Origin of the sequence: Lawsonibacter sp. LCP25S3_E2, from assembly GCF_052117285.1 — a bacterium.
In the GTDB taxonomy this organism is placed as follows: domain Bacteria; phylum Bacillota; class Clostridia; order Oscillospirales; family Oscillospiraceae; genus Lawsonibacter.
Map to the genome: position 1 here is coordinate 20,495 of NZ_JBQKJL010000010.1, position 12,856 is coordinate 33,350.

Sequence of the window (12,856 nt, forward strand, 5' to 3'; positions counted from 1 at the left end):
AGCGATCCCCATGTTCCGTGGGCCAGAATGTTCCCGGCTTGGCCTCAGGTCCAGGGGTACCATGATTCCAATGGGAACCTCCATGCTTTTGGGCATTATGGATATTGCAGCATACTTGTCCGATCGGCACTCTGCGGCCCTCCTGTGGAGGGCCGCAGTTTTTTATCCGCGCAAAATCTCCCAAACAAAAGGGCCTGCAGACGAAGATTTGGGGCTGTAAGGCTACGGCATAGCAAGGAACACGGCAGAAAACAGCTGCAAACACCCGAACCATCCATACAGCAGTCAATTCTTTGGTGTTTCTGCCACAACAACAATATTTATCAGCTTGTCCATTTGTCTATTTTTGTTCCAGTTGTAAACTAGTTTACAGATTTTTTTTGCTGGAATAAAGTACAATATAGAAAACACGATTCTTTATTTGACTGACTTAGGAAAATAAAAGCGTGTTCAATCCCAGAGAAGAGAATAGGGCTCAAACGAAAGGGAGGATCAGAATGAGAAAAGTTTTATCGATGGCCTTGGCTGCTGCAATGCTGCTGACGGTCCTGGCTGGATGCGGAGGCGGCAATCAAACCGCTGGCGGATCCTCATCCGGCGCGCAGAGCAATGCCTCCAGTGGGGAAAAGGTGCTCACCCTGTCCTACACCGGAGATATTTCCACGCTGGATATGAACTTGTGCTATAACTCCAACACCGCCGAAGTGCTGAGCAATACGGTGGCCACCTTGTTTAAACACGATCAGGAAGGCAAATTGACCAACGAAATTTGTAAGGACTACACCGTCAGCGAGGACGGCATGGTTTATACCTTTAACCTGCGGGATGACTTTAAGTGGAGCAACGGCGACCCCGTTACCGCCCACGACTTTGTATACTCCTGGCAGAGGCTGGGCAACCCCAACACCGGCTCCACCTATGCCAACTATCTGTCCAAAGCGCACATCATCAACGCCGAAGGCGTGGTCAACGGCGATCTGGATGGCAGCGAGCTGGGGGTCACCGCCCTGAACGACTATACGCTGGAGGTCCGCCTGGACCGTCCCGTCCCCTATCTGCTGACCTTCCTGTGTGAGGCTGCGTTCCTTCCCATTAACCAGAAGTTCCAGGAGTCTGTGGGAGACAAATTCGGCACTTCTGTAGAGAACGCCCTGTTCAGCGGCGCCTATGTGGTAGCCGATTGGCAGACCGAGTATGAGATCCGTCTGGAGAAGAACCCGGATTATCCCCTGGCTGATCAGGTGGCCATTGACACGGTGATCATCAAGATCGTCAAGGACGCCAACACCGCAGTGAACCTGTTTGAGACCGGTGAGCTGGATATCTTTGAGCTGGATGGCGAGCAGGCTGTTATGTATAAGGACGATCCTCATGCCCATGCCTACGCCACCACCCAGATGAACTTCCTGGTCATGAACGAGCAAAACCCCATTCTGGCCAACGTAAACGCACGCCGGGCCATTTCCTGCGTGCTGGATAAGCAGTTCATCACCGATGAAATCTACGCCAATGGTTCCACTCCTGCTGACTACATCATTCCGGCCGGACTGGACTATGATGAAAACGGAAACGATTTCCGCACCACCACCAACATTCCTCCCGCTACCGATATTGAAAAGGGCAAGGAATATTGGGCCAAGGCAAAAGAAGAGCTGAATCTCCCCCAGTATGAGATCCGGCTGATGATCGGCGACAGCACCAAGAGCAAGCGCCTTGCCGAGTTCTTCCAGTCTCAGCTGGAAAAGAATCTGGAGGGCTTAACGGTTACCTTTGATTATGCTACTTCGAAAACTGCCATTGACAAGGAAATCTCCGGAGATTTTGATACCACGTTCTCCACTTGGGGCGTAGATTATCTTGACTTGTCCTTCTTTATTGATATGTTCACCACTGATTTCTATGCCAATACCGGCCATTTCAGCAACGCCGAGTATGACGAACTGGCGCAGCTGGCCAGCGGCGAGTACTTAAATGACAAAGAAAAGCGCTGGGAAGCCCTGCGCAGAGCGGAGGAAATCCTGGTCGTGGAGGAAATGGGAACTGTACCTATTTTCCAGGGCGCCAGAATGTATCTTGTCGCGGATCAGGTTGAGGGGTATCACTATTCTGATGTTACACCCCAGCGCTTCTTCGCCCTTATGGATGTCGTAGCGTAATTGTGGTTTCGGAAGTCTGTGGCTCCTGGGAGGGGGCCACAGACTTTCCACTAAACGGGACGGATAAGGAGGCCGCTTTGTGAAAAAGTATATCCTGGTCAGACTTTTGTATATGGTAATTGCCATTGCACTCATTGTTTCCATTACATTCCTGCTGCTTCAATTCATGCCGGGATCTCCGTTCAATGATTTGCAGTTGACGCCGGAACAACGGGTGCTGCTGGATGAAAAATATGGGCTGAACGATCCAATTCCTGTGAAGTACGCACGCTATGTGTCGAATCTGTTTCATGGAGAATTGGGGACGTCATTTATTTTCAACAACCAAGATGTCAGCGACATGATCGCAGCGCGTATGTCTTCGTCCGTTCGGGTGGGCCTGCAGGCCCTGGTATGCGGCAGCGTGATCGGCGTGCTTTTGGGCATTGTGGCGGCCCTGAAACGCAATTCCTTCTGGGACCATCTGACCACCATCATTGCTGTCATCGGCGTATCGATCCCCGCTTTTGTGATTGGTTCTCTGATGCAGTACTATTTCGGTGTTAAGATGGCAATCCTCCCGGTCATCTATGATAAAGGGAACGCCGTCTCGACCATCATGCCTACCATTGCACTGGCGTTTTCCGTCATTGCCACCACCGCAAAGTACATGCGGAATGAATTGGTGGATATTATCAACTCCGATTACATCCTCTTTGCCCGCTCCAAAGGCCTGACCGGCAGTGAGGTCATTATAAAGCATGCTGTGCGCAATGCTTTGATCCCGGTGGTGACTATTTTGGGCCCCATGACCATCAGTCTGATCACCGGATCTACCGTGGTAGAGCGAATTTTCAGTGTGCCCGGCCTGGGGAATTTGTTGGTCACTTCCATCCAAAACAATGACTACTTTGTCATTTTGGGAGAAGGACTGGTATTTAGCTTGATGTTCTTATCTGTGGTGTTGGTAGTCGATATTCTGTACGGACTGATCGATCCACGGATTCGGCTCGCCGGAGGTAACCACAATGAATGATATGACAACTTCTGTTCCCAACGGTTCCAGCTCATGTGACACGCTGGATCCTTCCAAATTTGTATTTGTCCACAATGATGGAGACGGGTTAAACCGTATGGAGCGGCCCAGCTTCACCTTCTGGAAAGACGTTAAAATTCGTCTGATGAAAAACAAAATGGCCATGGCAAGCCTGGTCGTACTGATTCTCTTGGCTTTCACCGCTGTGATCGCGCCATTTTGCAGTCCCCATCAATATTACGAACAGATTGAGCCCATGCGGACCTACATCAAGCTCCCGCCCAGAATTCCCGTGCTTGAGAATTTCGGCATTTTTGACGGTACCGACAGCGCAGGCGTGGACGTGTATGCCGAGCGGGGAATTGAAGACGAATACTTCTTCTTCGGGACCGATAACCTGGCCCGTGACCAGTGGAGCCGCACTTGGTATGGCGTACGGATCTCCATCTACATCGGCCTTTTGGCGGCGGCCATCAACCTGTTTATCGGGGTGACCTATGGCGGAATTGCCGGCTACTATGGAGGCCAGATCGATAACCTTATGATGCGCTTTACGGAAATTCTGGGCAGTATTCCGGATCTGGTGGTCATGATCTTGTTCCTGCTGGTCTTTAAACCGGGCATCTTTACCATGTCACTGGCCATGGTGATTACCTCATGGATCGGCATGGCCCGCGTGACGCGCGGCCAGGTGCTGAAAATCAAAAACCAGGAATATGTCATGGTAGCCCGGACCCTGGGGGCAACGCCGCGGCAAATTATTGTCAAGCATATGCTGCCCAATATTTTGCCCACCATCGTAGTTGCCATCACCTTCAATATCCCCAACGCCATTTTCTATGAGGCGTTTTTGGCGTTTATCGGTTTGGGTCTGCCCGCTCCGGCGGCATCTCTGGGTGTTCTCATCAACGACGGATATACCTCGCTGCGCACCTATCCCTACATGATGCTCTACCCCACCCTGGTGCTCAGCATTCTGATGCTATGTCTGAATTTGTTTGCAAATGGTCTGCGTGACGCTATTGACCCCACAATGCGGGATAAATAGGGAGGATCGCAATGGAAAAGATTTTGGAAGTGAAGGGTCTGAAAGTCAACTTCAAGACGCAGGGCGGAACGGTACAGGCCGTGCGTGGAGTAGACTTTGATCTCTGTGCAGGCGAGACCTTGGCCATCGTAGGAGAGTCTGGCTCTGGAAAATCGGTTACCAGCAAAGCGATGATGGGTCTTTTAGCCTCCAATGGCTCGATCGTAGGTGGTTCCATCCGATATAACGGCAAAGAGATTACCACCATGAAAGAAAAGGAATTTGAACACCTGCGCGGCAGAGACATTGCCATGATTTTTCAGGACCCCATGACCTCGCTCAATCCCTGTATGACCATCGGCCATCAGATTTCAGAAAGCATGATCAAACACCAAAAGCTAAGCCGCAAGCAGGCGCGGGAACAGACCATCGAGCTCATGCGCCTGGTGGAAATCAAGGATGCGGAAAAGCGCTATAAGCAATATCCCCACCAATTTTCCGGCGGCATGCGCCAGCGGATCGTCACCGCGGCCGCGCTGGCCTGCCACCCCAAAATTCTGATCTGTGATGAGCCTACTACGGCCCTGGACGTGACCATTCAGGCCCAGATCATCGACCTGATCAAAAGCCTGCAGAAGAAGCTGGACATCGGGATCATCTTCATTACCCATGACCTTGGTGTGGTGGCCAATGTGGCCGACCGCGTAGCCGTCATGTATGCGGGCAAGATCGTGGAAATCGGTACGGCCGATGAAGTGTTTTACCAGCCTGCCCACCCCTATACCTGGGGGCTGTTGGCCTCGATGCCGTCCATGAGCGATTCGAAGGACGAATTGTGGTCCATACCGGGTTCCCCGCCGGATCTGATCAATCCGCCAAAGGGCGATGCGTTTGCCCCGCGCAACCGCTTTGCCATGCAGATTGACTTTGAAGAGGAACCGCCCATGTTCCGCATTTCGGATACACACTCTGCCGCAACCTGGCTCCTTCATGAATACGCTCCTAAAATCCAGTCTCCGCTGGCTGAACTGAGACAGAGGAGGTAAGCAAATGGCTGTGACGGAAGACAACATTCTGCTCCGGGTAGAGCACCTGACCAAAAGCTTTAAGGTAGGGAAAAACTCCTCCTTTAAGGCCGTCAACGACATCTCATTCCATATCTACAAGGGCGAGACCTTTGGCCTGGTGGGGCAATCGGGGTCCGGAAAATCCACCACCGGCAAGGTGATCATCGGCCTCAACGAGCCCACGGCCGGGACCATAACCTTTATGGGTACCACCATCGACCGGTCGCTGCCCAAGCAGCAGCATCGCGCTTTGTGCAGCAAAATCCAAATGATCTTTCAGGACCCCTATGCGTGTCTTGATCCGAGAATGACCGTTCTGGATATTATCGCGGAAGGCATCTTGTATAACCAGCCCAAAATGAGCCGGGATCAAATCAAGAGCAAGGTGTATGAGCTTCTGGAAACGGTTGGACTGAGCCGCGAGCATGCAAACCGCTATCCCCATGAGTTTTCCGGCGGCCAGAGACAGCGCATCGGCATCGCCCGCGCCTTGGCGGTAGAGCCGGAATTCATCATCGCGGATGAGCCCATCTCCGCCCTGGACGTGTCCATTCAGGCCCAGATTGTCAACCTGCTCAAGCGCTTGCAGCGGGAAAAGAATCTGACGTTCCTGTTTATTGCCCACGACCTCTCCATGGTCAAATACATCAGCGACCGGGTGGCGGTCATGGAGAGCGGGCGTATTGTGGAATTGGCAAAGAGCGACGAGCTGTACCGAAACCCCATTCACCCCTATACCAAATCTCTGCTGTCCGCCATTCCCCTCCCCGATCCCAGAACGGAACGGAACCGGAGACGGATCCATTATAACGCGGCCGATTACCGAAACGAAAATGAGCCGCTGATTTGGCACCTGATTTCCGATGAGCACTGGGTTTTGCTGACACAACGAGAAATCGACGCGCTGCAGCCAAGCAACGCATAACAAGATAATTCAAGATCATGGAAAAGGAGATTTAGTGAACATGAGAACCAATCGTGATAAGCTTGTAAAGATGTCTGTACAGGGTGCCGCCCATCACCCCTCCGGTTCTGAGATCCGGGTAAATTCCGAAGGAGAAGCCTTTGTGGTACCTGCCATTGGCGGAATTACCTATAATGTCAAGGTGGGCGATTGTGCATACGGGCTGGCCGGCGACCATGTCGAGCCCGGCGTATCCATGCAGAACGCAGACAAAAACAGCAACAACGCTTTTATGGTATTCTCTTGCCTGGGAAATAAAGCCCGCGTTGTCTCCGGCGATGCAAAGGGAGCTGTGGGCTATGTGACCGGCAAGCATGGCGGCATCGAGCATGTGATCGCTGACTTTGACCAGGAAGACCTGTATAAGATGGCAATTGGAGACAACATTCTGGTGGAGGCCTATGGCCAGGGTCTCAAGCTTCTGGACTATCCGGATGTGCAGGTGCAAAGCCTTGATCCCGATATTTTGGAGGCCATGGACATCGAGGAAAAAGACGGCAAGCTGGTCGTCCCCGTGGTCGCGGTGGTCCCCTCTTACCTGATGGGCTCCGGCGTGGGAAGCGGAAACTGCTACACCGGAGATTACGACCTGATGACTGCAGATCGGGAGGAGATCGCAAAACTGGGTCTGGATAAACTGCGCTTTGGCGATCTGGTCCTGATGGAGGATTGCGACAACGTTCACGGAAGAGGATTCTACAGAGGTTCCGTCTCCGTGGGTGTTGTCATCCACAGCGACTGCGTGGTCAGCGGACACGGCCCCGGCATCACCACCATCCTGGCCTGCCGAAAGCCCCTGATTGAAGGGAAAATCGACCCCGATGCCAATTTGGCCAAGTACCACGAAAAGGTGGCTGGCTGCGCCAAATAAGTGCAATCGGAACCTATCCAAAAAGCGAACAGGAGTGACACAGGGAATCTGTGTCACTCCTGTTTTCTTTGGGTGGATCGCCTAGGCCCCTTCGCCGCAGAACCGGAATGAGAAAACCATCACCGGCCGCTGAGCAGACGCCAGAGCGTCGTTCGGCTGATTCCCAGCCGCCGGGCCGTTCGGCTCTGATTTCCGTTTTCCTCTTCCAGTACGCAGCGAATGATTTCACTGTTGATCTGCTCCAATGTGCCCTCCAAATTCAGCCGCTGCCCGCCGCATTCCGCCCTCTGGCCTGCAATCGCTACGGTGCGCTCCCGCTGCAGGATCTGGGCTGTATCCTCTTGTGTGATGTAGGGGCCGTCCGTCATAATGGCCAGCTCCCGCAAAATCCGTTGGAACTGTGCATGGTTGCCGGGCCAATCAAAATCATGCAGCAGCTGCACCGCGCCAGGCTCCAGCCCCAGCAATTGTTTGGTCAATTCGATGTTCAGATTGCTCAGGCATATATTGGCCGCTGCAGAAATCTGCGATGCATATTCCCGCATGGGGGGAAGATATAAAACCAAGCAGCCCAGATGCTCCACAAACGCCTTTCCTGCCTCGGTAACCGATTCCCCTACCTGGCATACGCAGGAAAATACCACCCGGTTGCGCTTGCAGATGTCCATCGCCAGCATATTGGCCAATATCTGCCGGCGCCGTTCGGGCGAAAGAACATCCACACTTTTCAAAAAAATCGTACACCCGCTCTGCGCCAGAGGGGAGTTATAGTGATTCACCAGATAATTCCACGCCTTATCGTTAAGCAAAAAGCAGTCAATGATGACCAGGGGGCAGTTATGCCGGCTGCTTGTCATGTAAAGGTAATTTACCACCTGCTCTTTCAGGCACCCCGCCTCTCCGCAGACCATAATTGGCTGCGAGGACTGGTTCAGGTGGGCGCAGGAGGCCTGCAAGTCACGCATTAAACCGGCCATGCCATAGAGGCTTCCGTTATATTCCTGCTCCGCGTCCTGCTGGCTCACCAGGCGGATGCCCCGCTGCAGCTCTGCGGAGGGCACCCGGCTCTCAGAAAAATAACAGGCCACATAGGGGTGGTCATTCAAGACCTCCCGGTGCATGCGCACATCATATTGAATGTTGTTGATCCGCTTGAGAATACGCTTCTCTTCCGAATCGGGCACATTGTTCCGCTCCTCCCGCAGACTGTCCACAATGGGAAGGGCGTTATTTTCCAGTGTGGAGAAAAAGATCTCTCCCCAATCATCAAAGACCAAAGTGTGGTTGATCTGGTTCCAGATAATGCTGCGCAGAAAGCGGTTTTCCTCCCGCAAATTGTCGTAGCAGCGGCACAGCCGCACCGCGTCATCAAAGGCGGCCTGAATGCTCTCTGGGCCAGAGGTGATCAGCACTACATTCAGCCCCAGGCGCATTGCAGTGCGGTTGGTGACCATATCGCATAAAATGGCCCCTGTCCCCTTCTGTCTCAATTCCAAAAGAGTTTTCTCCGCCTGCTCCTCGTTCTGAATGGTATGGATATCGATCCGGTACTGCATCAATTGACACAACTGTTTCGCACTGGCCGTAACGCCTGGAAATCCTACAATGGCATACTGGTCCGAGACGCTTTCTGCCAGTTTCATCGCCCGCATGATATCAAACGGGGTCACAGCAATTTCAACGACTGGCAGGTCCAGCTCCTTTTGCAGCAGCTGGGCTGTTCCGCCGCGGGATACAATGGCGTCATAATCGTTATAAAAATTCCGTTTGGCCAGCTCAACCCCCTGCTGCAAATCCCCTACAAACACGGTCAGCTCCACGTCGTCCCGCTCCTGCGCCAGGTTGAGCATCAACGCTTTCATGTTATCATACGGAGCAATTCCCAACACGCGAACCTTTCGATGCACCTGTCTTCCCTCCCGTTCTTTTCCGTGCCTCCCAGTAAATTTTAGTGTAATATGCATTTTGCAATTTGTCTACTCTTACCACGATTTCCATCCAATAAAATAGCCGGTTGAGGCATTGCACTCAACCGGCTGATCCATTATTTTTTCTGAATATATTCCTTGATCATCTGACCCAAAATGGGAATACATTCCCGAATCTTATCTTCTCCCGTGGTTGAGAAGTTGAGCCGCATGGCGTTCTTGCCGCTGCCGTCAGGACAGAAGAACACGCCGGGCACATAGGCAATATTCTTCTGGAACACATAATCAAACATCTCCAGCGTATCATTGCCTTCCGGAAGCTCCACCCAGAGGAAGAGTCCGCCCCCGGAGGGAACAATACGGGTCCCCTCTGGGAAACTGGCCTTTACCTGCTCGATCATGACTTCCTTGCGCCGCTTATATACCTCCACAACCTGGCGGAGATGCCCGTCAAAATCGCAATCCCGCAGATAGTGCAGCACTTGGCGCTGTGCCATATTGTTGACCTGAAGATCGTCCCGCATCTTCATATAAACCAGCTTCTGGATGCTGGCCTCATCGGCAACCAGCCATCCGATCCGCAGGCCGGGGGCGATCGTCTTGGAGGTGGACCCGGAATAGATCACCCGGCCGTACTTGTCAAAGCTCTTGATGGCGGGCATGACCGTTCCGTCAAAGGAAATCAGGCTGTACGGGGCATCCTCCACCACAAAGGTGTCATAGCGCTCCGCCAGTTCTACCAGCTGCTTGCGGCGGGGGATGGACATGCTGGCTCCCATGGGATTCTGGAAATCGGCAATGGTGTAAATGAAGGCTACCTTTTCATGCTCCTTCAGTGCCCGCTCCAGTTCCTCCATGGACATGCCTTCGTCGTCCATCTTAATTCCCACAATTTTTGCACCGCAGGAACGGAAGGTCTCCAGCGCCCCCGGATAGGAGGGATTCTCCGTGATCACCACAGAGCCGGGCGTGATCAGTCCTTTGGAGAGATAGGCCAGTCCCTGCTGGGCGCCGCTGGTAATCAAAAAGTTTTTGTAGTTGAGGCCGGTAACCTGGAAGCGCTCCATAAACGTGACCAAATATTCTCTGAGGGGATCGTAGCCATCCGAAGCTGCATACTGGATGGCCTCGCCAGCCTCCTCATCAAAAATCTGTTCGTTGATCTTTCTCAGGTCGTCTACGGGGAAGAATTCCGCACTGGGCAGTCCTCCGGCAAAGGATACTACTTTTTCACCCTGTTTTGCTTTATCACGAATTTTTGCCGTGATGCTGCGAATGGCAGAGGGAGTGAGTGAGTCTAAATATTCGCTGTGAATAACCATGGTATAGTCCTCCAATTAAACTCAAATACGGATCATTTGAGATGATCAGCCCATCAGGCTGACGTCAACGTCGGCCGTCTTCTTATCGTTAAACATATCCTCGTCAAATTCCTTCTCGCTCTTGGCCACGATAATGGTGCAGATGGAGTCACCCAAAACATTCAGGACCGTCTTGAACATATCGGGGAACTTGTCAATGGCCACAATGATGGCAATGACCTCCAGGGGGAAGCCAACGGACTGAAGCACCAGGGTCAGCGTTACCATAACCACGCCGGGCATGCCAGGAGAACCCACCGTCGCCAGAGTGATCGTAATGATCAGGGTGATCAGCATGGTAAAGGTCAAATCGATGTTATAGAGCTGAGAAACGAATACCACGGTCATGCCCTGCATGATAGCGGTACCGTCCATGTTCAGCGTCGCGCCCAGGGGGATCGTAAAGGCTGCCACTTTCTCCGAGACGCCCACGCTGCGGCAGAACTGGATGGAATAGGGAATGGTGGCATTGGAAGAAGAGGTAGAGAAGGGAACCAGCGCGATCTTCGCATACTTTTTCAGCAGCTTAAAGAAATTCTGCTTGGTGAAGAAGGTAAACAGCAGGCCATAGACCACAAAGCCATACAGGAAGAACAGCGAGATCTCGCACACACAATACTTGGCCAGGGTAATGATGATATCAAAGCCCAGGTTGGCCACCGTGGTCGCCATCAGTGCACACACGCCGTAGGGGGTCAGGCTCATTACCATGTTCACGATCTTTAACATGACATTGCCAAAGGCCTCGTTAAACTGCCGAACCGGCTCAGCCTTGGCACCGAGCAGGCTCATTGCAATGCCCACAAATACGGCAAACAGCACAATGTGGATCATATCACCATCGGCGAAGGAAGCAACAATATTCGTGGGAATAAAGTCCAAAATAACATCGGCGAAGGAAGTCTCCACCTGAGAATATTCGCTGCTTAAATCAAAGGAACCAAGATTGACTCCGGCTCCGGGCTTCAGGATCATGCCGCCCGCAATGCCTACTGCCGAGGCCACCACCGTGGTGCACATATAAATCAGCAGGATTTTAGAGCCGATACGGCCAACTTGCTTTACATCGGTGGCAGAGGAGATGCCCATGACCAGCGATGCAAACACAAAGGGAACAATTGTCATTTTGATCAGGTTCAGGTAACCGGTACCTACAATTTTCAAAACTGTGTTGATCAGGAAGTCATCCCGAATCACACTTGGCGGAACAAAGCATAAAATGCCGCCCAGAATTAGTCCACAAATCAGGCCGATAATTGATTTTTTACCCAAAGACATTGCTTTTTTCGATTCCTTTGTTTCCATTGTTTTCTCCCTTTCATCATTTATTTTCCTACCAGGGGAATACAGCCTTGCCTCTTACTCTCCTCCTTTGCGATTTGCATGACACGCTAACTGGATGGCATAATCCATCGCGTTAATAAGACTGAGCTCATTGGCGTGGCCGCTGCCCGCATGGCCAAAGCCAGTACCGTGGTCCACACTGGCCCGGATAATGGGCAGACCCAGGGTGACATTTACGCCAGCCACCGCCTCCCAGTGTTTTTCCTCTTTGTTATAGACAAATCCCTTCACCTTCAAGGGAATATGGCCCTGATCGTGATACATGACTACCACAATGTCGTACCAGCCGCCCAGTGCCTTGGAGAAAACGGTATCCGGCGGGGTGGGCTTTTTCTCTGGGATATTGATCCCCTCGGCCAGGGCCTCGTCGATGGCGGGCTGAATCTCCTCAATTTCCTCCCGGCCAAACATACCATTCTCACCGCAGTGGGGGTTGAGGCCCGCCACGCCGATTTTGGGATTGTCAATTCCAAGGGCCTTGCAGCCCTCGTTGGCGATATGGATACACTCCAGCACCCGCGCCTTCTTCACCCGGTCGCAGGCCTCCCGCAGGGAGACATGGGTGGAGACGTGGACCACCCGCAGGCTCTCGTGGGCCAGCATCATGGTGTACTTGTCTGTGTGGGTATAATCGGCATAGATCTCGGTGTGACCGGAGTAGTGATGGCCGGCCATATTGATCGCCTCCTTGGCCAGAGCATTGGTCACCGTAGCGTCCACCTCACCGGCCATGGCCATCTCAATGACCTTCTTCACATACTGGAAGGATGCCTCCCCGCCAAGGGCACAGGCCCCGATCCCAAAGGGCTTGGGTTCCTCCTCATGGGAGGTATCGGGAATCTGGTCCGCAGGCACCAGGCCCAGATCCAGCACATCAATGGTGCCATAAGTAAACTTGGCGTCCTTCACGTTCTTCACCGGATTGAGGTTCAGATGGATACCGGACACCTTTTGGGCCACCTTCAGGGCGTATTCCATGCTGCTCACATCCCCTATCACCAGGGGGCGGCAGCGGTCATAGATGGTCTTGTCATTCAGCGCCCGAACCGTGATCTCAGGGCCGTTGCCGAAGGGATCGCCCATGGTGATACCGAGAATGGGTTTGCTCATATTGTCTGCCTCC

The 12,856-nt window shown here is 52.7% G+C and carries 10 protein-coding genes; 6 read left to right on the forward strand and 4 right to left on the reverse strand.

The features are described 5' to 3' along the window. The first annotated feature begins 497 nt into the window (after positions 1 to 497). From ACTQ3R_RS10095 to ACTQ3R_RS10120, 6 genes are all read left to right on the forward strand, one after another. Complete coding sequence (locus ACTQ3R_RS10095) at positions 498 to 2,156, forward strand: peptide ABC transporter substrate-binding protein (protein WP_441779122.1); 1,659 nt, start codon at positions 498 to 500, stop codon at positions 2,154 to 2,156. A gap of 79 nt (positions 2,157 to 2,235) precedes the next feature. Continuing rightward, positions 2,236 to 3,171 carry an ABC transporter permease gene (locus ACTQ3R_RS10100; protein ID WP_441779123.1) on the forward strand — a complete coding sequence of 312 codons (936 nt, stop codon included), beginning with the start codon at positions 2,236 to 2,238 and terminating at the stop codon, positions 3,169 to 3,171. After that, positions 3,164 to 4,219 (forward strand): ABC transporter permease, encoded by a 1,056-nt coding sequence (locus ACTQ3R_RS10105; protein ID WP_441779124.1) that lies wholly within the window; start codon positions 3,164 to 3,166, stop codon positions 4,217 to 4,219. The genes ACTQ3R_RS10100 and ACTQ3R_RS10105 overlap by 8 nt, the downstream gene beginning before the upstream one ends. 11 nt (positions 4,220 to 4,230) lie before the next feature. Then, a complete protein-coding gene (locus tag ACTQ3R_RS10110) occupies positions 4,231 to 5,244 on the forward strand; it encodes an ABC transporter ATP-binding protein (RefSeq protein ID WP_441779125.1) in 1,014 nt (337 codons plus the stop codon). A 4-nt stretch (positions 5,245 to 5,248) separates the two neighbouring features. Then, the gene (locus ACTQ3R_RS10115; RefSeq protein ID WP_441779126.1) at positions 5,249 to 6,190 is read left to right on the forward strand and encodes an ABC transporter ATP-binding protein; all 942 of its coding nucleotides are present in this window, start codon (positions 5,249 to 5,251) and stop codon (positions 6,188 to 6,190) included. Positions 6,191 to 6,230: 40 nt separating this feature from the next. Beyond that, positions 6,231 to 7,100 (forward strand): DUF4438 domain-containing protein, encoded by an 870-nt coding sequence (locus tag ACTQ3R_RS10120; protein WP_441779127.1) that lies wholly within the window; start codon positions 6,231 to 6,233, stop codon positions 7,098 to 7,100. A gap of 119 nt (positions 7,101 to 7,219) precedes the next feature. Here ACTQ3R_RS10120 and ACTQ3R_RS10125 read toward each other — a convergent pair whose 3' ends face one another. The 4 genes from ACTQ3R_RS10125 to pdxA all read right to left on the reverse strand — a co-directional run bounded on the left by ACTQ3R_RS10125 (position 7,220) and on the right by pdxA (position 12,843). Further along, the gene (locus tag ACTQ3R_RS10125) at positions 7,220 to 9,007 is read right to left on the reverse strand and encodes a PrpR N-terminal domain-containing protein (RefSeq protein ID WP_441779128.1); all 1,788 of its coding nucleotides are present in this window, start codon (positions 9,005 to 9,007) and stop codon (positions 7,220 to 7,222) included. A 137-nt stretch (positions 9,008 to 9,144) separates the two neighbouring features. Next, positions 9,145 to 10,350: an aminotransferase-like domain-containing protein gene (locus tag ACTQ3R_RS10130; protein ID WP_441779129.1), complete on the reverse strand. Its 1,206-nt coding sequence runs from the start codon at positions 10,348 to 10,350 to the stop codon at positions 9,145 to 9,147. A gap of 45 nt (positions 10,351 to 10,395) precedes the next feature. Beyond that, positions 10,396 to 11,694 (reverse strand): dicarboxylate/amino acid:cation symporter, encoded by a 1,299-nt coding sequence (locus ACTQ3R_RS10135; protein WP_441779130.1) that lies wholly within the window; start codon positions 11,692 to 11,694, stop codon positions 10,396 to 10,398. Between the two features lie 54 nt (positions 11,695 to 11,748). Then, complete coding sequence (pdxA, locus tag ACTQ3R_RS10140; RefSeq protein ID WP_441779131.1) at positions 11,749 to 12,843, reverse strand: 4-hydroxythreonine-4-phosphate dehydrogenase PdxA; 1,095 nt, start codon at positions 12,841 to 12,843, stop codon at positions 11,749 to 11,751. Positions 12,844 to 12,856 lie beyond the last annotated feature (13 nt).

What these genes read in the sequence shown, in the direction of transcription:
- ACTQ3R_RS10095 (WP_441779122.1), top strand. Translation starts at nt 498, where the DNA reads ATGAGAAAAGTTTTATCGATGGCCTTGGCTGCTGCAATGCTGCTGACG.
- ACTQ3R_RS10135 (WP_441779130.1), bottom strand. Translation starts at nt 11,694, where the DNA reads ATGGAAACAAAGGAATCGAAAAAAGCAATGTCTTTGGGTAAAAAATCA.
- ACTQ3R_RS10130 (WP_441779129.1), bottom strand. Translation starts at nt 10,350, where the DNA reads ATGGTTATTCACAGCGAATATTTAGACTCACTCACTCCCTCTGCCATT.
- ACTQ3R_RS10105 (WP_441779124.1), top strand. Translation starts at nt 3,164, where the DNA reads ATGAATGATATGACAACTTCTGTTCCCAACGGTTCCAGCTCATGTGAC.
- ACTQ3R_RS10115 (WP_441779126.1), top strand. Translation starts at nt 5,249, where the DNA reads ATGGCTGTGACGGAAGACAACATTCTGCTCCGGGTAGAGCACCTGACC.
- pdxA (WP_441779131.1), bottom strand. Translation starts at nt 12,843, where the DNA reads ATGAGCAAACCCATTCTCGGTATCACCATGGGCGATCCCTTCGGCAAC.
- ACTQ3R_RS10120 (WP_441779127.1), top strand. Translation starts at nt 6,231, where the DNA reads ATGAGAACCAATCGTGATAAGCTTGTAAAGATGTCTGTACAGGGTGCC.
- ACTQ3R_RS10110 (WP_441779125.1), top strand. Translation starts at nt 4,231, where the DNA reads ATGGAAAAGATTTTGGAAGTGAAGGGTCTGAAAGTCAACTTCAAGACG.